13 protein-coding genes are annotated in these 20,350 nt (G+C 44.2%); 12 read left to right on the top strand and 1 reads right to left on the bottom strand.

The window, feature by feature from the left end; all coding sequences use genetic code 11:
• Window positions 1-23 precede the first annotated feature (23 nt).
• The 3 genes from RDN93_RS03135 to RDN93_RS03125 are packed head-to-tail and all read left to right on the top strand — an operon-like array spanning window position 24 to window position 4,232.
• Window positions 24-1,508 carry an alginate lyase family protein gene (locus RDN93_RS03135; protein WP_308744199.1) on the top strand — a complete coding sequence of 495 codons (1,485 nt, stop codon included), beginning with the start codon at window positions 24-26 and terminating at the stop codon, window positions 1,506-1,508.
• A 17-nt stretch (window positions 1,509-1,525) separates the two neighbouring features.
• Window positions 1,526-2,770: a BACON domain-containing protein gene (locus RDN93_RS03130; protein WP_308744198.1), complete on the top strand. Its 1,245-nt coding sequence runs from the start codon at window positions 1,526-1,528 to the stop codon at window positions 2,768-2,770.
• 28 nt (window positions 2,771-2,798) lie between these two features.
• Window positions 2,799-4,232 (top strand): sialate O-acetylesterase, encoded by a 1,434-nt coding sequence (locus RDN93_RS03125; protein WP_308744197.1) that lies wholly within the window; start codon window positions 2,799-2,801, stop codon window positions 4,230-4,232.
• Window positions 4,233-4,493: 261 nt separating this feature from the next.
• On the opposite strand, the gene RDN93_RS03120 is transcribed toward RDN93_RS03125, so the two are convergent.
• Window positions 4,494-5,213, bottom strand: coding sequence for a FadR/GntR family transcriptional regulator (locus RDN93_RS03120; protein ID WP_008641360.1), 720 nt, complete (start codon window positions 5,211-5,213; stop codon window positions 4,494-4,496).
• Window positions 5,214-5,454: 241 nt separating this feature from the next.
• Between RDN93_RS03120 and RDN93_RS03115 the strand changes: the two genes are divergently transcribed.
• From RDN93_RS03115 to RDN93_RS03075, 9 genes are all read left to right on the top strand, one after another.
• Window positions 5,455-8,637, top strand: a complete 3,183-nt coding sequence (locus tag RDN93_RS03115; RefSeq protein WP_308744196.1) for a TonB-dependent receptor — start codon at window positions 5,455-5,457, stop codon at window positions 8,635-8,637.
• A 12-nt stretch (window positions 8,638-8,649) separates the two neighbouring features.
• Complete coding sequence (locus RDN93_RS03110) at window positions 8,650-10,170, top strand: RagB/SusD family nutrient uptake outer membrane protein (RefSeq protein ID WP_278715274.1); 1,521 nt, start codon at window positions 8,650-8,652, stop codon at window positions 10,168-10,170.
• A gap of 20 nt (window positions 10,171-10,190) precedes the next feature.
• Window positions 10,191-11,870 carry an IPT/TIG domain-containing protein gene (locus tag RDN93_RS03105; protein WP_308744195.1) on the top strand — a complete coding sequence of 560 codons (1,680 nt, stop codon included), beginning with the start codon at window positions 10,191-10,193 and terminating at the stop codon, window positions 11,868-11,870.
• 3 nt (window positions 11,871-11,873) lie between these two features.
• Window positions 11,874-14,138 (top strand): chondroitinase-B domain-containing protein, encoded by a 2,265-nt coding sequence (locus tag RDN93_RS03100; protein ID WP_308744194.1) that lies wholly within the window; start codon window positions 11,874-11,876, stop codon window positions 14,136-14,138.
• A gap of 46 nt (window positions 14,139-14,184) precedes the next feature.
• A complete protein-coding gene (locus RDN93_RS03095; protein ID WP_308744193.1) occupies window positions 14,185-16,392 on the top strand; it encodes a heparinase II/III family protein in 2,208 nt (735 codons plus the stop codon).
• A 23-nt stretch (window positions 16,393-16,415) separates the two neighbouring features.
• Window positions 16,416-16,760 carry a cupin domain-containing protein gene (locus tag RDN93_RS03090; RefSeq protein ID WP_022137456.1) on the top strand — a complete coding sequence of 115 codons (345 nt, stop codon included), beginning with the start codon at window positions 16,416-16,418 and terminating at the stop codon, window positions 16,758-16,760.
• Between the two features lie 4 nt (window positions 16,761-16,764).
• A complete protein-coding gene (locus tag RDN93_RS03085; RefSeq protein WP_308744192.1) occupies window positions 16,765-18,231 on the top strand; it encodes an MFS transporter in 1,467 nt (488 codons plus the stop codon).
• A gap of 24 nt (window positions 18,232-18,255) precedes the next feature.
• Window positions 18,256-19,008, top strand: coding sequence for a glucose 1-dehydrogenase (locus RDN93_RS03080; protein WP_308744191.1), 753 nt, complete (start codon window positions 18,256-18,258; stop codon window positions 19,006-19,008).
• Window positions 19,009-19,128: 120 nt separating this feature from the next.
• On the top strand, window positions 19,129-20,331 hold the full coding sequence (locus tag RDN93_RS03075) for an alginate lyase family protein (protein ID WP_308744190.1): 1,203 nt from the start codon (window positions 19,129-19,131) through the stop codon (window positions 20,329-20,331).
• Window positions 20,332-20,350 lie beyond the last annotated feature (19 nt).

Raw genomic sequence — 20,350 nt, 5'->3', positions numbered from 1 at the left:
GTTAACTATTAATTGAAAATAATATGAAACTGGAATATAGATATTCAATCATCCTGACTTTGCTCTTGTTGGCACAGATGCTCATGGCATGTACTGATAATGCAAAGAATACGGAAATAGCTTTGGTGTCGGACAATACTGTCAATATTGGCTACGGTGGTGGAGAAGAATTGGTTAAGTTTATTTGTTATGACAAATGGACGATTTCGTCAGATGTATCGTGGATAACATTTGATAGTCCGACGGAGGGTAGCGGCAATGCGATTATAAAGATTCGTGTAGAGAAGAATACATCCGGTGAAGACCGCATGGGAAAGCTTTCCATTGCTTGTGGAGGTAACATCGAGATAATAGAAATCAAGCAATCTGTGAAAACGATTGATATAGGACATAAACATCCTTCTATTCTTTATACGAAAGAGGAATTGCTGAATATAAAACGGATGGTCGAAGCCAATAGTTCGGCAAGTGTAACAACGACCTACAATAATTTGATGGCACGTTGCAATAATGCGCTGAATTATACGGCAGCTCCTTATACAGGACAAGACCCGACCAAATTTATTGAAGAGAGTTATATTCCCGGTTCGAATTCCCGTGACTTGGCTTTGGCATACTGGTTTACGCAGGATAAGAAATATGCCCGGAAATCAGTCGAGATTATAGAGGCATGGGCAAAAGCATGCAGGGATATAAGTTATGTAGCTGATGCCGGCAGTGCCATGTATCTTACCAGAGGTATGTATCCGATGGTTTGTGCTTATGATATGTTGGTTTCAGAGGATATAATGACTGATGAAACGAAGAAGAATATAACAGACTGGTTCCAGGTGTTATACAGGGAGGGGATGATTAGTATTAATTTATGGGAAAGTAATGACTACTTTAACAAGCAATATTATCAGAACCATCTTGTAGCTCATTCAATGGGAATATTGATGCTTGGGCTGGCTACGGATAATGATGAATTGATTCAGTTTGCCATAGACTCTCCGGCAAATCCGAGGGATGTATATGAGTTGCTAAGCGGTTGTATATTTATGGACGGTGATACGCCGTGTTCGAGAGAAAAGGCGGGTTCCGCTTCTCCCGTAAAAGGGGAAATTTACGACCGTTACCGTCACGACACAGGGCCATTGAAGGGATTGCAATATACGCATCTTACACTCACGTTGTTATCCACAACTGCCCGTATGTGTTATAATAATGGCTTGGACTTATTTGCTTATACAGCTCCTACCGGAGAGAATTTACGCTATTGTTTCGAGTATTACAGTGATTTTTATCGGACTATGGATTCATGTATAAAGTCCGGATACTATTGCGGTGAGACGGAACGTATGACAAAGGCCGGTGATAACCCGGGTATGTATGAAATGGGGTTACGGTATTATCCGGACAGCGAGCCTGTCAGACAACTGATAAGTTCGGGTACATTCAACAGAGAGTCGTCATATATGGACTTATTGGGTTATACCCGATTTCTTTCAGCAGAAATAAATGACTAATTCAAAAGTGATAGATTATGAGAAAATATATTTCATACCATTGGGTAAGATTATTGATGATGGTGATAGGTGCCGGGTTGTTCGGAGTGTCTGCCGGAGTTTTGCAGTCGTGTAGTGATGACGATGAAATACAGAACAAACCGACCTTGTATATCATAACAGAAGATATTGAAGCACTTAGTACCTATGGAGGAACTATACCGGTGGAATTCCTTTGTAATTTGGACTGGCAGGTGTCGACAAATGCTTCGTGGATTACTTTGGATGCTACAACTGGTAGTTGGAGTGCTATTGTTAATGCCAAGATTACCAAAAATGAAGAGGGGATGGATAGAACCGGCGTGATTAAGCTAGTGGCTGGAGAGTTGGAAAAGACGTTGAATATTCATCAGAAATATCGGGATACCTCTACGCCTCAGTTGGATATCACTACTAAAAGTCCGATAAAGTTGGATTTTGAAGGCGGGAAAAACTCAATATCTTTTGTCTGTAATGTCGATTGGGAGGCTTCAGCTGACGTAGAATGGATTAGCTTTACCAATGAAACTTCGGGCTTGGAAGATGGAATATTGAATTTTGTAGTAGAAAGGAATGAGGATGATGCTATCCGCGAAGGAAAGATTACCATTACTGCTCAGGGAATTACAAAAAGCGTAGATATTATTCAGCAGACCGAAGCGATGGGTGGGGTGAATTTGCTGGATACTCCGGAAGAAGATTATAGCTTCGAACGCATCACTACAAATAAATATTGGCCTGCACTTGGCGAATGGGGTGGTTCGGACAGTCAGGGTATCGGTAAATTCGGAGCAAGTGCCACTGCTGTCCGGGTTGCTGCAAATTCTCCTATACCTCACACCGGAGCATCTTATTTATTCATACGTATGCGTGAGAATGAGACGGCAAGCTCTTTGGACTGGTTATGGAGAAAGATAAAGGGGCTGACTCCGGGTAAGTCTTATACATTCTCTTTCTGGTTCAAGACTCCGTCGGCTGCAGAAATGCCTCAGACGGGAAATATCAGACTTGGTGCGGTGATTAACGAATCGGACATACCGGCTTTGTCCAATCCGTTGGCTCCGGAAGTGACCTTTGGGTTTGTCGCAGCTTCCGAGGGTGTTTTGAGCAGTTCCGAGGAGCATAAGGAGGTGTCTTATACTTTCACTATGCCTGCTGATAAGACAGATGTATATATTGTGTGGAGAAGAAATGGAAATCAACAACCGTTCCTTGATGATATGAGTTTGGTGATAAATCCGTAAATTTAGCCCGAATTTAATGTAAGACAAGATGAAAAGGTATATTAGTATTTGGGTTCTGTGTTTTTTGTCCTTAACGTTTGCACAAGGTAAGATTAAGCTCCCCGCCATGATGGGGGAGCATATGGTGCTCCAACAAAATAGTAGTGTTAAACTATGGGGATGGGCGGATAATAAAAAAGTGACTGTCACCACTTCCTGGAATAACCGGACTTATCAGACGTCGGCAGGTAAGGATGGAAGTTGGACAGTTAAGGTAGATACCCCTGCCGGAAGTTATACACCTTATTCCATCACTATCAGTGATGGAGAAGGTGTTACCCTTTCGGATATTTTAATAGGAGAAGTTTGGGTATGTTCCGGTCAGTCTAATATGGATATGCGTATGATGGGAAATACGGGACAGCCTATCGACCATTCGCTGGAAACGATTCTGAATGCGGGTAATTATCGTGACCGTATCCGCTTTATTGCCGTCCCAAGGACAAAAGAAGTGGAGAGACGGGTGGATTTTGAGGGCCGGAAATGGGAAGTGTCCGCACCGGAGGCTGTTGTTACTTGTAGCGCGGCTGCTTATTTCTTTGCCAGACAAATAACGGAAACCCTCAATATTCCGGTAGGGCTTGTAATCAGTAGTTGGGGAGGTTCCCGGATAGAGTCCTGGATGAATGAGGAAACTCTGTCTTCTGTTCATGGTGTGGATATCGCGGCTGCCAAAAGTACGGAATTAAGAATGCATCACCGGTTGGGATGTATGTATGATACTATGCTGTGGCCTGTGAAGAACTTTACTGCACGCGGTTTCCTTTGGTATCAGGGCGAATCGAATATTTTTAATTATCAGTATTATGCTTCGATGATGACCGCGATGGTTCAACAATGGCGGGAAGTATGGGAAGCCCCGGATATGCCTTTTTATTATGTTCAGATAGCTCCTCATAAATATAAGGATAGTCGGGATACTGATGCGGCCTTATTAAGAGAGGCGCAGGCAAAGGCACTTGAAACAATTCCTAACTCGGGCATGATTGCTACTACCGACATTGGTGATGAGTTTTGTATCCATCCACCTCAGAAGAATGTTGTGGGACTTCGTTTGGCTACTCTTGCCTTGACCAAAACATATGGCATCCGTAAACTTCCAACTACCGGGCCTATGATGACAAAAGTCGATTATTCAGAAGGTAAGGCGACAGTCACGTTTGATAATGCTTCTGCCGGACTTGCGCCGGCCTTCTGTAACCTGGAAGGATTTGAAATTGCAGGAGACGATAAAAAGTTTTATTCGGCTAAGGCACAAATTGTCGATCGTACACCGACAGTGCAAGTATGGAGTGAGCAAGTGAGCCAGCCGGTAGCGGTGCGATATGCTTTTCGTAACTATGCAGGTAATATTACGTTGCGCAATACTTTCGGACTGGCTGCATTTCCTTTCCGGACGGATACATGGGATGATGTGAAGTGAATATTTGATGTTGATTAATTGCCCGACCGCTATCAATTAATCTTCCGTATGCATAAAACTAACCCTTCAATCGAATAAATTTATTCGTCTGACTATAGTTGAACTTTCGTCTGACTACTGTTGACTTTTCGTCTAACTATAGTCAGACGAAAGAACAACAGTAGTCAGACGATTAATTTTATATATAAACGAAATTAGTTGTATGCAAGAGACTGGATAGTTTCTCGCATACAACTAATTAAATCTATTCTTTTACGTATCTTAGATATGTCCGTATTCGAATTCCGGGATATCTCCTTTCGCGGACATTTTAGCAAAATCAATCAGATTGGCCAAGTGGCGGAGCACGAGTTCTTTCATCCCTTCTTTGTCCCTATCTTTTATCTTCTGTAACATTTCCCTATGTTCCGCATGAACCGTTTTTTGAGGAACGGCACAAACTTTATATTTTTGATAATATTTTAAAATATCAGGAGTAATAATAAGCAGGAGTGAACTGATAACCGGATTATGTCCGCCTTGCGCAATGGCCTGGTGAAAGGCAAAATCTTTTTCGACACGAAGGTCTGTATCAAACTTTTCTTCCAGTTCGACAAGCGTGTTTTCGATATTCTTCAAATCCTCTTCTGTGCGGTTTACTGCACATAATTTGCAGACCTCTATTTCCAGAAGTACACGTACATAAACCAAGCTTGAAAAATCATATCTGCTGATTTTCAATGCATCGGTAATCATAGTATCCAACTGGTCTTTGGAGAATTCGGATACCACGGTTCCACTCTGAGGATATGTTTTTACAATACCGTATAATTCCAGTTTCTGCAATGCCTCGCGAACATGTGACCGACTGACTTTTAGAAGTTCGGATAATTTACGCTCAGAAGGGAGACGCTCTCCCGGTAAAATCTGACGTTCTGATATTTGTTTTTTTATGTGTTCTATTACATGCTTAACTGGTTGCGAATTGATTTCGTCTTTCATAAGATATAAATATTTTAAAAAGATGACCTTTTCCGTTTCGGCTGTAAAAGTACAAATATTATCTTTCAAAGTAAAGCTTTCTAGTAAAAATATTCTCCTGTCCTTTTATATAGAGGTACGCGTAACGTGTTATTTATAAGCTGTTTATATCTAATTATTAATAAATATTAATTGGTAGACCAAAATTTTGGTTTACCAATTTTAATCGTTACGTTTGTCACAGAAATTAAAACACTAATCTATGAACAACTCCTGTATTTTAAAAAAAGTCGTGATGATGTTCCTGTTGTTGGTAGGGACATTGAACGTTTACTCCCAGCATGTAGTTACTGGTAAGGTGATAGATGAACAGGGTCCGTTGATTGGAGCTTCGGTGACAGTGAAAGACGCTGCCGTTCCTACCGGTACTGTGACGGACGCTGAAGGTAAATACTCCATTAAGGTTCCTAATTCCAAGACAATTTTGGTTTATTCGTATATCGGTTACGTTGATAAGGCGGAAGCGGTTGGCAAACGTACAGTTGTGAATGTGACGTTGGAAGAAGATTCGAAGATGTTGGATGATGTTGTGGTAATCGGTTACGGTACACAGGCGAAATCTCATTTGACAGGTTCGATTTCAAAGTTGGAAGGCGAGAAACTGATTAATGCTCCGGTGAGTGATGTCACTACTGCCTTGCAAGGTGCTATGACTGGATTGACGGTTTCTAATGAGACATCGGAAGTGGGTGTGACTCCTTCTATCCGGGTACGCGGTACGGGTTCCATTTCCGCAGATAGTGAACCGTTGGTTATCATAGATGGATTTCCCGTATCCGGTGGTTTGTCGTCTATCAATGCTGCGGATGTGAAGTCTATTGAAATTTTGAAAGATGCGGCTTCGGCTGCTATTTATGGTTCACGTGCTGCCAATGGAGTGATTATGGTGACGACAAAGAGCGGTACGCCGGACAAACCGAAATATTCTTTTAAGTTCTATCAGGGATTTAAATACGCTTATCAGTTGCATGATATGATGACTTCTTCCGAATGGCTGGGCTTATTGGAAGAAGAAGCTGCCTTAGGTGGTCCGAAAGTACCGAGTGCTGCTCGCGGGGCTGCTTATTTGGAAAGCCAGATGGGGACTACCGACTGGCAGAAAGAGGGCTTGCGTGATATGGCAGGTATCACGAATGTGCAGATGAGTGTTTCGGGCGGACGCAAAGAGACGAAATATTTTATTTCAGCGGCCTATACTAAAGACCAGGGGGTGATGCTCAACAATTCACTGGACAAACTGAATTTCCGTACTAAAGTGGATACCAAACTCTCAAAGATAGCTACGGTGGGTGTTAATATATCCGGTACATATAGCAAGACGGAACGTCCGAAAAATAACTTTATTGATTTCTATCGTACTCCCTCTTTTTTACCGGTCTATCACAATGCGTATAGCACAGACCTGACCGGATATACCGGATTTGCAAGAGGTAGCCATTTTAACAATATTATGACACCGACTGCCGTGGATGCCGATGGAAATCCGTTGTTGGATGCCGACGGTAACCGGGTATTGGAAAAATCGTCTCCATTTAGCTCTGCCAATAATAATCCGGCGAGCGTAATGACTAATACTTTCCGTTGGAGCGAGACTATGCAAGGATTGGCCAGCATGTATCTCACGCTTGATCTTTGTAAAGGATTACAGTTTAAGACATCCAATGGCTTGAATGTTCGTTTTGCCCCTTCTTATTATTATGCAAATAAGGACGCTACGAAAGACAAGGAAGCAAGCCGTGCTACTTATTCCAGTGCACTTTATATTGATTTGTTGAGTGAGAATACCTTGAGTTACCATTTGGACTTTGGAAAGAATAAAGACCATAGTCTTGACGCTTTATTGGGATATACGGTAGAAAAGACACGGAATCAGCGGGTGGCTATGGCTGCGACGGGATTTGCTACGGATGACATCCATACTTTGAATGCTGCCACTGTTTACGAGTTGGCTAGTGAGGGTAATGGAAATACAGCGGGTACGGGAACTTTCAGATATCCGGATGTTGTATTGGAATCTTATCTGGGACGTGTCAATTATAGTTATCTGGGGCGCTATTTGTTGTCTACCTCTCTACGTCTGGACCGTTCATCGCTCTTTTCCAAAGGAAACCGTAATGCCTGGTTCCCTTCCGTATCACTGGGTTGGCGCGTGAGTGAAGAGAAATTCATGAAGGGTATCAAGGCTATTTCTAACTTGAAACTTCGTGCATCGTATGGTGTGACAGGAAATAACCGTATCAGTTATAATGCAGCCCTCGAGGTATTGAACAGTGCGAATTACGTGACCGGCAAAGGTACGGGTTCATTGGTTAATGGTTCTGCGAATATCTCTTCTTCGCTGGCTAATTCTAATATTACATGGGAGCAGACTGATGAGTTTAACTATGGTCTGGATTTGGGACTTTTCAACAACCGTATCAATCTGGCGATAGATGCTTACTATTCAGTGACACGTGCGTTATTGTTCGAACAACCGACGCAATCGTTTACCGGTTACACACACTATTGGAATAATATAGGAAAAGTCCGTAACTCAGGTTTGGAAATCCAGCTTGATACGCATAATATGAAAAGCCGTAAGTTTTCATGGGATACTAATATAAATTTCTCACTTTCGCGTAATAAATTATTGGAGTTAGGCGGTGAACAACAAATGATTTCTTTAGGTGAAAGAAATGAGGGTTATCTTGCTAAAGTGGGTGAGCCGTTGATTCAATTCTATGGATACAAGACGTGTGGTGTATGGAATAGTGCGGAAGAGATTGCAGCTAATCCTCATTTTTCAGACGATGCACCGGGGGGAATACGCATTGTCGATACCAATAATGACGGCTCTTTGACTCCTGAAGACCGGGTTGCGTTGGGCACTCCTTACCCGGATTTCACATGGGGCATCACCAATACTTTCCAAATTAAAGATTTCGACATCTCATTCCTTATTCAGGGTGTACAGGGCATCACAGTGCTTAATGGTGATGTATATTATAATGAAACAAAGAAGTGGAACAAGAAGTACACAAAGAACCGTTGGGTAAGCGCAGAACATCCGGGTGACGGAAAAACGCCTTATCAGAATGTGAAAACGGGACATGACCTCATGCTTACTGATTATCCTTTGCAAAATGCTTCTTATGCTTGTCTGCGTAACTTTACAGTGGGATATACCTTGCCGGCAACTGCTGCCCGTAAGATTAAGTTATCAGGTGTACGTTTTTATGTGTCGGGCAGTAACTTGCTCTATATTTGGGGAAGTGGCTACAAAGGCATTAATCCGGAGTCGCGTATGACATCCGGTAATTATTCCAGTGCAATGATTTCGGGGTATCAGCGTGGTGGGTTCCCGTTGACTTCTACCATTTCTGCCGGTTTTGATATTAATTTTTAATGGAGGAAAACGATGAAAAAAATAAATTATATAGGATTATTGTTAATCGTCATGGTATTTTCCGCTTGTGATTTGGATCAATATCCTTATTCGGAAGTGGCGGCGGATAAGTATGTGAAGGATGCTTCGTCGGTAAATAATCTGGTGCTGGGTTGTTATAATTCCCTGCATGATGTGATGTATTACGAATGGGCCATGACAGAATTGCGCTCGGATAACGGACGTATGTATGCTGCAGGTTCTTCTTCGAATACTACACGACTGGTGGAACAGCTCGACCAGGGTACTATCGTACCGGAAAACGAATGGGTGGAAACGTATTGGAATGCCTGTTATGCTACAATTGCACGGGTAAACAATGTTATATCTTACCTTGATGTAGTGACGGACGAGACATTGCGGAATCAATATGAGGGAGAAGTACTTTTTCTTCGTTCATTGGAGTATTTCAATCTGGTCCGTTTATGGGGACCGGTATTTATCGTTACTTCCAAGGTTCCTTCTGAAGTGGCCCGTGATATGCAACGCTCTACGGTGGATGAAGTATATGCGCTTATTGAAGGAGACTTGGAGAATATTGTCAATAATGAACTGTTGCCCGGCAAGATGGTGGACGGTGACTTGGGACGTGCTGACCTGAACGCGGCAAAAGCGCTGCTTGCCAAAGTATATGCTACGCACTACCGGGCGGGTGACGAGAAATATGCCCGTGCCGCCCGACTGTGTAAGGAAGTACTCGAAAGTGAATCTGTAGGAAATCCGCAATCGGGTAGTGATCTTGTGGCTTATGATAAGGTTTTTGATATTGGCAATGAGATGAATAAGGAGATAATCTTTGCGGTTCGTTACCTTTCGGGAAATGCCGGTATCGGTTCGCCGTTCGGCAATATGTTTGCTCCGGTCAATAATGGTGCAAATGTGATTATCGGTACTTCTTCCGGTTATAATACTCCCACTGACAACATTATTGCAGCTTACGAGCAAAGAGGTGCGGGAGCTGATAAACGTCTGGATGTGAATATCGCCCAGAAATATTTCAATACAACTACTCAGACGTGGGTGACGGAAGGTAATTGCCGTTACTGTAAGAAGTATGTAAATCCTGTAACTACACAGTATGATGGCGAAAGTGACTGGCCTGTGATTCGTGTGGCTGATATTGCTTTACTTTATGCTGAATTGACAAATGAAATCTCGGGGCCTTCGGCAGACAATCTGAAGTATTTGAATATGGTTTGTGAACGTGCCGGTGTTTCTACGTATACACTGACCGACCTGCCTGGTCTTTATGATTTTAGAAAGGCTGTACGTAATGAGCGCAGGCTTGAACTGGCTTTTGAGAACCAGCGTTGGTTTGATCTTCTTCGTTGGGGTATCGCTACTCAGACAGTAAACAACTACTTGAACAGCGAGCTTCTTTATACGGAATATTCTTATACGGTGAATGATATAGAAGATTGGCAAACATTTCTGCCTATTCCGGTGAGTGTGATTGACATTAATCCAGAGATAGCACAGAATACGGGTTATTAATCTTTTAAATGCTTACGAATATGAAACAATATAGAAAATGGAGTCTGGCATCATTGTTTGTCTGTTTATTCTTTTTGTGTGGTTGTGATTCTACATCGATGAAGGATGTGGCGGTTAGTTCACCGGAAATCCTTTCTTTCTCGCCTGAGAGTGGAAGCATAGGTAGTGAGATTGTTGTTTCCGGAGAATATTTGGATGATGTGGTAAGTGCTACTATCGGTGGTGGAAAAGCCGTTATCCTACAGAAAGTGTCCAACCGGCGTTTGTCTTTGAAAGTGACAAATCAGGCACGCAGTGGTAAAATTGTATTGGTAAATTCGATAGGTGAGGGTGTGTCCGAAGGAGATTTTACCCTTGAATATCCGGCTCCTGTCGTTTCACAGACCGGGATGCCCTCGGAAGTTGAAATGGGCAATAATTTGTTGCTTTCCGGTAGTTCCATGAATGTGGTGAGTGCTGTTCTTTTCACTGCCGAAGGGGGGACAGAAGGAAATGAGGCAGAGATCATCTCACAAAGTGAGAATGAGATAGTAGTAAAGGTTCCTTATGTGGAAAGTGACAAGGCTATTGTAACATTTAAATATTTTGATGGAACAAAAGAAGTGGAGACGTCAAGTTCGTCCGCACCCAAGTTAACGGTGAAACGTTATCAGCCTGAGGTTACAACTACTGTGTTTGAACCAGCCAACGTGGGAGATATGGTAGTGCTGGAGGGAGCATATCTAAATAAGATTGATAAAGTGCTGTTAGGTGATATTGAGTGTACTATTACGTTGCAGACTGAAACTGAATTGAAGTTTGTTGTACCTTCATCTGAGAACTATGTAGATGGAGATAATACGGTGGTACTGAAGATTTCCTATTTCGACGGACGCGAAGTGCACACCTTGACGGATGTGTTTGTGGTGAAAGTGCCTTTCATTTATTTCTGGGAGAATAGAAAAGTATATGGTCAGGGACGTATTGAGGGACAGCTATCTTCTTTCTTCTCTCCAGAAACGGGATTGGTCTATGCAAATAGTGATTGGAGTACTGTAGTAGATCCGGTTTCTATGAAATATAAAGCTGCTACTTGTTCTGCTAATAATAAACCGGCGGTTTCAGAGAGCGAATATAATTCAGTAAATCCCTATTTTTTCTTCTCAGGAGCTTCTGCAGGGCAATTACAGATTAATAGTCCGGCAAACTCAAAAACACAATTGAGAAACTTCTATTCTACAACAAATTCTAGTTCGCAAGTGACAGGAGGAAAAATAGATTGTTATGGTACACCGGCATTAACTTTCTTATGGCTTGACCCATCTAAATCAGGCTATAAAACTCTGATTGATGAAGTGAAGAACGGTACATTATCAAAGATTGATGAGACTACTTTCCCAATAGATGTGGAAGCTAAAACTTGTCGTGGTTTTAGTATTGCAAGTGCAAAGGCTTCGCCTAATACAGATGTTTGGGCACCAGATATATTTAAGGTAGGTGAAGAAAAGGTTGCCAATGTAGATGCTGTTTTGCTTGTATTCTATTATAATGTAAAAGGATCAGTCGATAATGTTGCTGATAATATAAAACGTATCGGAGTTTTACACATAAAAACAGTTGACTTTAAGTTGTATAATAACACGAATGCACCTTCGTCCAGTTCTATTGAATTTGATATGTACTGGCAGAAACAAGATTACGATTACTCAAAAGTTCAATAATTAATGATGACACGAAATATACATAAGGCAATTATAGCGCTCCTGCTTGTCGGGCTACCGTCAGTCTCTTTTGCAAAAAGATACGATGTAGCGCTCCCCGAAGTAGCTTCTTGCTTAAAAACTGCCCAACCCGGCGACCGGATTTACATCAAGGATGGCCAATATAAAGATATGCAGTTGAAATGGATAGGCAAAGGAACGGAGAAATCTCCTATTACGATAGAAGCCTTGAATCCCGGAAAAGTAAAGATAGAAGGTGGCTCCACTTTGCGGATAGCGGGCGAGTGGCTATCTGTCAGCGGATTGCATTTCACTGACGGATATGCTCCCAAAGGTTCCGTAATAGAATTCCGTAACGGACAAGAACTGGCTAATCACTGTCGTCTGACGAATTGTGTGATAGACAAATTCAATCCGTCCCGCCGGGACCAGGCTTACAGCTATATATTGCTTTATGGTCGTCACAACAGAGTAGACCATTGTTCGTTGACAGGAAAACTAAACTTGGGGGTGACATTGATTGTCATCCTCAACGACAAACGCTGCCTGGAGAATCATCACCGGATTGACCATAACTACTTTGGAGAAAGGCCCGTGTATGGCTCGAACGGCGCCGAGACAATGCGTGTAGGAACTTCCCAGCAAGCTTACAGTTCTTCAAATACGGTGATTGAGAACAACTTGTTCGAACGTTGCTCCGGTGAAGTGGAAGTAATTTCTATTAAATCCAGTGATAACATCATCCGCAACAATACGCTGTTGGAATGTGAAGGAGTGGTAGCACTGCGTCACGGTGACCGCAATACGGTGAATGATAACTTGTTTATCGGTAACGGACGTCGTAATACCGGCGGTATCCGTGTCGTCAATGCCGGACATCAGATTTACGATAATGTATTGGTCGGCTTGGCAGGTACCCGTTTCTTCTCAGCTTTGGGAGTTATGGATGCCGTACCCAATTCGTTACCTAATAGATATTGTCAAGTTGTTGATGTCAAGATGTACCGTAACACATTCGTAGATTGCACGAATATAGAATTTGGTACAGGCAAGGATATGGAACGTACTCTTGCACCGGAAAAAGTCTCATTCACGGATAATATCATCATCAATAAAGAACTCGACCAGCCTTATATAGCCGTTGACGACGTAGCGGGTATCCAGTTTAAAGATAACAAAGTGCAATTGGCAAAGAACTACTCGGCTCCGGGATTTACTACGGAAAAAGTAAAAGCTCCCCAGTTGCCCGACGATACTACGATACGTAAGGATAAAGGCGCTTCCTGGTTTAAAAACCAAGTGGCACACCCGGTAGCGAATGTTCATAAAGAATACAATGTGTCTCCGGGAACGAACTTGTCCGAAGTTATTCATTCGGCAGAACCGGGTGGCGTCATTATTTTGGCGAAAGGCACATATCCTATCCAACGTGCTATGTTCATTGACAAACCGTTGACTATCCGTGCAGCCGACGCAGCCAACAAGCCGCTTGTCCGTTTCAACGGAGATAAGCCTGATAATATGGTGACTATTGCCGATGGTGGCGAACTGGTCATTGAGAATATTACATTCGATGGCGTATTGGAACCCGGAAAGGCACTGGCTAAAGCAGGAATTTCTACTGCCTTTGATATGATACAACCTTATACACTGACAGTAGACGGCTGCGAATTCCAGAACTTCGGAGAAGGCGGCTTCTTTGCCATTAAAGGAACAAAAGCTACTTTTGCCGAAAGCATTACTATCCGCAACTGCCTTTTCCGTGATTTGTCGGGAGATGCTATCAACTATGCAGCAGAGAAAGATGATATAGGCCGCTATAATGCCGACGACATGTTGATTGAAAACTGTTCCTTCTACCGTCTGTTGGGTTTACCTATTAATATTTATCGTGGTGGAAGCGATGAAAGTACGGCAGGCCCTTATATTACTATCAGACATTGTACCTTTGTAGACTGTTGCAACAAAGAACGTGGAAGTGTCATGCGCCTGATTGGCCCGCAAGTACTGACAGTAGAGAACTGTAATTTTGATAATAGCGGACGCGGCGGGGCAACTATCCGTCTGGATGAGGCGACCTGGGAAAAGGTACGCATTGCAAATTGTAATCTGTGGAACTCCGGTAGAATGATGACTACCACTTCCCAGGCAATACAGGGCAAGATGTACAATATCCGTCCCGCATATATCAATGCCGAAGCATACGATTATACTCCGGTTGAGGGTAGCGAACTGGAAAAACTCTCTATCGGCTTGAAAAAGAAGTAGAACAGTTGTCATACGATACTATTATTGAAATAGAAAATGATGTAAGATGAGAAAACTTATTATTTGCATATTCATGGTTTTAGGTGGATACCTCTTTTCATTTGCCCAACATCCGTCCCTTCTTTTCACACAGGAAGAAGTGAACGAGATGAGGGCAGGAAAGGGGACAGTACCCGCATTCGACAAATCTCTTTCGGAAGTGTTGGCCGCAGCCGATGCAGCAGTAAACTCTCCTGTCTCCGTTCCGGTTCCCGTAGATGGCGGTGGCGGTGTGGTACACGAACAGCATAAATCCAATTACTATGCCATGTTCCATTGTGGAGTTGCCTATCAGTTGACAGGGGATAAGAAATATGCCGCCTACGTGGGCGATATGTTGGAAGCCTATGCTAAACTATACCCTACTTTAGGGTGCCACCCCCTGCAACTTTCCCCCGTCCCGGGACGTCTGTTTTGGCAGACACTGAATGAAAGTGTATGGCTGGTGCATACAGCGGTTGCTTATGACTGTATCTATAGCACACTCTCACCCAAGCAGCGTGCCACTATCGAGAAGAATCTCTTCGTTCCGATGGCGGACTTCATCATGGACGGTATGGGAGACAACCATGCAAATAACAAGACATTCAATAAAATGCACAACCATGCTACATGGGCTACGGCCGCCGTCGGTATGATTGGCTTTGCGATGAATCGTGAAGATTACGTAAAGAAGGCACTTTACGGTTCTGACGGAACAGGCAAACGGGGCGGCTTTATCCGCCAGATGGATTACCTGTTCTCTCCCGACGGTTACTTCACGGAAGGAGCCTACTATCAACGTTATGCCATCTGGCCTTTCGTCATCTTCGCCCAGTGCATCGAGAACAAACTGCCGGACTTGAAAATCTTCAACTACCGGGATAGCATTCTTTCAAAAGCCCTCTCCACATTGATACAACTTTCTTATGAAGGCGAATTCTTCCATATTAATGATGCCTTGCTGAAAGGGCTTTCCGCACAGGAACTGGTGTATGCGGTAAACATATTATATAATGTTAATCCTTCGGACAAATCATTATTGTCTGTTGCAAATAAGTACCAGCATACCTATCTCCCTACTATCGGCGGCTTTAAGGTAGCCCGTGATATTGCCCGCGGAGAAGTTGCCCCGATTACCTATCGCAGCAGTGTATTCCGTGACGGACGCAAGGGGGATGAAGGCGGCATAGCCGTAATCCGCTCCACAGATTCTAATCTGAATAGCGCCTTGACACTGAAAGCTACCTCACACGGCTTGAGCCACGGACATTTTGATAAACTGACAATGGCGTATTACGACAATGGGAACGAGATTCTGCCCGACTACGGCGCTTCCCGCTTCCTGAATATCGAAGCCAAGTATAAAGGTCATTATACCCGCGAAAACCAATCGTTTGCCAAACAGACAATTGCGCACAATACATTGGTCGTGGACGAAACATCCCACTTTGCCGGAGATATAAAAGTCTCTTCCCGTTATCATTCAGACATCATCTACCATGATTTCAACGGCGGACATTTTCAGGTAATGGTGGCGAAAGACACCAATGCCTATCCCGGAATAGAGATGAAACGTACACTGGCTTACGTGGCTACCCCTTTCCTGCAATTCCCGTTAATCTTGGATGTGCTGCAAGCAAATGCGGATAAAGAGCATCAGTACGATTACCCTATCTGGTATAACGGGCACTTCGTTTCCTTGAACTTCCCTTACGCCAAAGCAACTAACGAACTGAAAACTCTTGGTACGAAAGACGGCTATCAGCATCTTTGGCTGGAAGCCTGGGGACAGAACAAGAACCGTAATACATCGAGCTTCACCTTTGTTAATAAGAACCGTTTCTATACTGTCAGTATAGCCACTACTCCGCAGACAGAGATGAAGATGCTTCGTTTGGGCGCCAATGACCCTGATTTCAACTTGAGAAACGAAACCGCTTTCCTGATAAGGGAAAAAGCACGGAAGAACCATACATTCGCCACTTCCATCGAAACGCATGGAGAATATGATGTGGTAATGGAAACTTCCAGTAACCTGACCTCATCTTGCGAAGAGGTGAAAGTCGTGATGGATACGGCTTCCTATACAGTGGTGAAAGCAACCTATAAAGGCGGGCATTACGTAATGCTTTGCTTAAGCAACACCGATACCGACAGAGAGAAAGAGCACCGCCTGACGGTCGAAGGCACTATGTATGCCTGGAACGGTCGTTGCGGAGTATTTATGAAATAAACAAACCATTAATAGACAAAAGTATGAAAACATGTAGTGAAACTTATCAGTTTGAGAAAGATTTGAAGTGGGAAAATCCTGCTCCGGGTGTAAATCGCCAGATTATGGCGTATGACGGTCAGTTGATGATGGTCAAAGTGAAATTTGACAAAGGTGCGATAGGTAGTATGCATGAGCACTACCACAGCCAGGCGACTTACGTAGTAAGCGGCAAGTTTGAACTGACCATCGGCGACAAGAAAGAAATCCTTTCTGCCGGAGATGGCTACTATGTAGCGCCCGACGAGCTGCACGGTTGTGTTTGCCTTGAAGCCGGTATATTGATTGATACGTTCAGCCCTGTGCGTGCAGATTTCTTAAACCTGTAAACGTATGAAGGTAAAAGGACTCCGATGGATGGTTATCGGGTTAATCATGCTGATAACCATTATCAACTACCTGGATAGAGGTACGCTCAACTATATGTGGGTGGCTAATATCGACTATCGCCTGGTTCCCGAAGCGGATGCGTCGGCAGATAAAGGTAATCATGCTGTCCTGACAGGAGAGCAGTATATCCTGACAGCCGCCAACGGCAACCGGGATTCTGTCAGCGTAGCCAACGTACAGATGAAGGAGAAAAACGGCGTTACGTTCGTAACCAATCGCGAAGGTATCGCCATCGACCTCGGCTTGATAGACCGCAACGACCCGGATGCTTCGCAGAAAGCGAAAGATATTCTCGGTCTGATAACTATCTTCTTTATGATAGCATACGGTATCAGCCAGCTTGTCTCCGGGAAACTGTATGACAAGATTGGATGCCGGAAAGGTTTCTTCTGGAGCGTGCTCGTCTGGGGGGCGGCGGATGCATTGGCATCTCTTTCGCGGGGAATCTTCTCGCTGACCTTCTTTCGGATGATGCTCGGATTGGGGGAAGCCGGTCCGTGGCCCGGTACGACGAAAAGCAACGCCGAATGGTTCCCGCAGAAAGAACGCGCTTTCGCACAGGGTTTGTTCGGGGCGGCAGCATCCATCGGTTCAATCCTTGCACCGATTATCATCCTGATGCTGTTCATTGCTTTCGGCTGGAAACTGACTTTTATTGTAGTCGGCGGATTGGGACTGATTTGGTTGATTCCCTGGTTGATTATCAATAAGGAAGGGCCGAAGAAGCATCCTTGGATTACAGAAGAAGAGCGTACTTATATCCTGAGCGGTCAACCCGAACAGGAACTGAAAACCGAGGATAAAGGAAAAAGCTGGGGCGAACTGCTCCGGGTGAAGAAAAACTGGTCTGTCATTTTAGGACGGTTCTTCCTCGACCCTATCTGGTGGATGTTCGTGACATTTCTGCCGTTATATCTGGCAGATGTGTTCCACTTGAATATCAAAGAAGTGGCATTCTCCGCTTGGGTTCCGTATGTAGGTGCGGCATTGGGAAGTATTGCCGGTGGCTGGTATTCCGGTTGGCTGATAAACCGGGGACATACGGTGAATTATGCCCGTAAGGCAGCGATGCTGCTTGGTGGGATTATCATCATCCCGTCTATCCTGGCGGCTATCATGTCTACTACGGCTCCTGTTGCTATCATCTTTATGGCGTTGGTGTTGGGAGGCTTCCAGTTCTTCATGACGAACTTGCAGACCATTCCGAGCGATTTGCACAGTGGCAAGTCTGTCGGCTCGCTGGCAGGATTGGGCGGTGCTTCGGCCGTATTGGGTACTATTCTGGCAATCCTTTTTGCCAGCTATATTACGAATTGGATATTATTATTCAGTCTGTTGGGAGCTTTGGTGCCGCTATCGTTGTGCTCCATTTTCCTGACAGTAGGAGAGATTAAGCAAATAGAAAAATAACCGTATTTTAAAAACAAGACAATTATGAAATTAGAAGGAAAAGTAGCCATCGTGACAGGTGGCGCACGCGACCTTGGCCGCGCAATATCAGTGAAACTGGCAGCAGAAGGTGCAAAAGTCTGCCTGAACTATTTCGACAATGAAGCCGATGCACAGGAAACATTGGCATTGATTAAAAACGTCGGTGGCGAAGCAATCGCTGTTCAGGGCGATATGACAAAGGCTGCTGCGGTAAAGAATCTTTTTGCAGAGTGCAACAAGGCATTCGGCGACAAGGTAGATGTATTGGTGAATGTAGTGGGCGGCATCGTAGGCCGTAAGAAAATCACCGAACAGGACGAAGATTGGTATGACTTCCTGATGGATGTCAATATGCGTTCCGTATTCCTCTGCACACGTGAAGTGGTTCCGATGATGCCGGAAGGTGGTTCTATCGTCAACTTCTCTTCATTGGCTGCCCGTGACGGCGGTGGCAACGGAGCTTCCATGTATGCAACCGCGAAAGGTGCGGTAATGACATTTACCCGTTCTATGGCGAAAGAGCTCGGCCCTCAGGGAATCCGTTGCAACGCTGTCTGCCCGGGTACGATTGCCACTTCTTTCCACGACCGTTTCAATACGCCGGAGAACCGCGAACGTATGAAAGCTTCTTACGCATTGCGCCGTGAAGGAACTGCCGATGAAGTTGCCGACCTGGTTTGCTTCCTCGCCTGCTCCGAATCTTCTTACCTGACAGGTACGAACATTGATATCAACGGTGGCTGTTTCTTCTCTTAAAGAAGAAATCTGATACCGTCATTCCGAACGTAGTGAAGAATCTGCCCTTTTGCAGATACAAAGAGCAGATTCTTCGCTTCGCTCCGAATGACATACTTACCTACTTTAAAGAAAATAGTTATGAGACGAATCTTTGCTATATGGGCTGTATGCCTCTGTTGGGGGATACTGAATGCCGCCCCCTTAGGCCCGTTTAATGCGACTTTGCTTGAACAGCTAAAAAACGACTATCAGAAAGGTGAGAAGGAAGTCACCCGATACATTGAACTTCAGGAAAAGGTGGCAGAGAAATATATAAAGATGACTCCTCTATCGGTGACTGCCAAGAAAAAACTTCCCCCCAGTAAAGATCCCAGGGATTATATGACCTTATCTCCCTATTGGTGGCCTGATTCTACAAAAATAGACGGACTTCCCTATATCCGGAAAGACGGTGAACGAAATCCCGAAGTCTACGAATACCCCGAACGTGAGAATGCCAACCGTTTCGGTGATGCCGCTTACTGCCTGGGAGTACTCTATTATATCACAGGAAAAGAAGTCTACGCCAAAGCATGCGCCAACCACTTGCGGACATGGTTCACAGACCCGAAACTGGGTATGAACCCGAATATGACTTATGCCCAAGCCGTGCCGGGTATGAAGAAAATGAGAGGTTCGGGCTTCATAGACTCGCGCCGTTTCAGCCGTGCGTTGGGTGTTGCCAAACTGATAGAAGGCTCGAAAAGCTGGACTCCCTCGGATAAGAAAAAACTCGATGATTGGGCTACCGCTTTCTGCTATTGGATGGAGAACAGCACGCAAGGGCAAAAGGAATCTCATGCTGCCAACAATCATGGCTTGTGGTACGAAGCCATCCACTTGATGGTACTGGCTTACTTGGACCGTACCGACCGTATCCGCGAAGTGGCGGAACAAAGTATTCTCCCCAAGATGGGTGCACAGATTGCCGACGACGGCTCGTTACCCCAGGAACTGAAACGGACTCTCTCCCTGCATTATTCCACTTTCGCTTTGGAAGCCTTAATGGAAGCCAACCAAATTACCAGCCAGATAGGCATCAATCTATGGAGCACCCCTGCTTCCAACGGAAAAATGGCTTCGCAGGCAGTAGATTATCTGTATCCGTTTTATCTGAATCCCGAAGACTGGAAATTTAAACAGATTAAACCTTTCGACCAGTCCCGTGCCGCCATTCTTCTTTATGAAGCGGGAACGGCATTGGGTAATCAGAAGTATGTCGATACGGCAAAGCGCATCGGTTTGAAATACAGTACGTCCGATGTGGAAACAATACCGTATCTGGTTTTAAAGAAGAAATAAAATTTGAAGAAGAAATAAG

The organism is uncultured Bacteroides sp., assembly GCF_902491285.1.
GTDB lineage: Bacteria > Bacteroidota > Bacteroidia > Bacteroidales > Bacteroidaceae > Bacteroides.
This window is presented reverse-complemented; position numbering and strand designations above follow the sequence as displayed.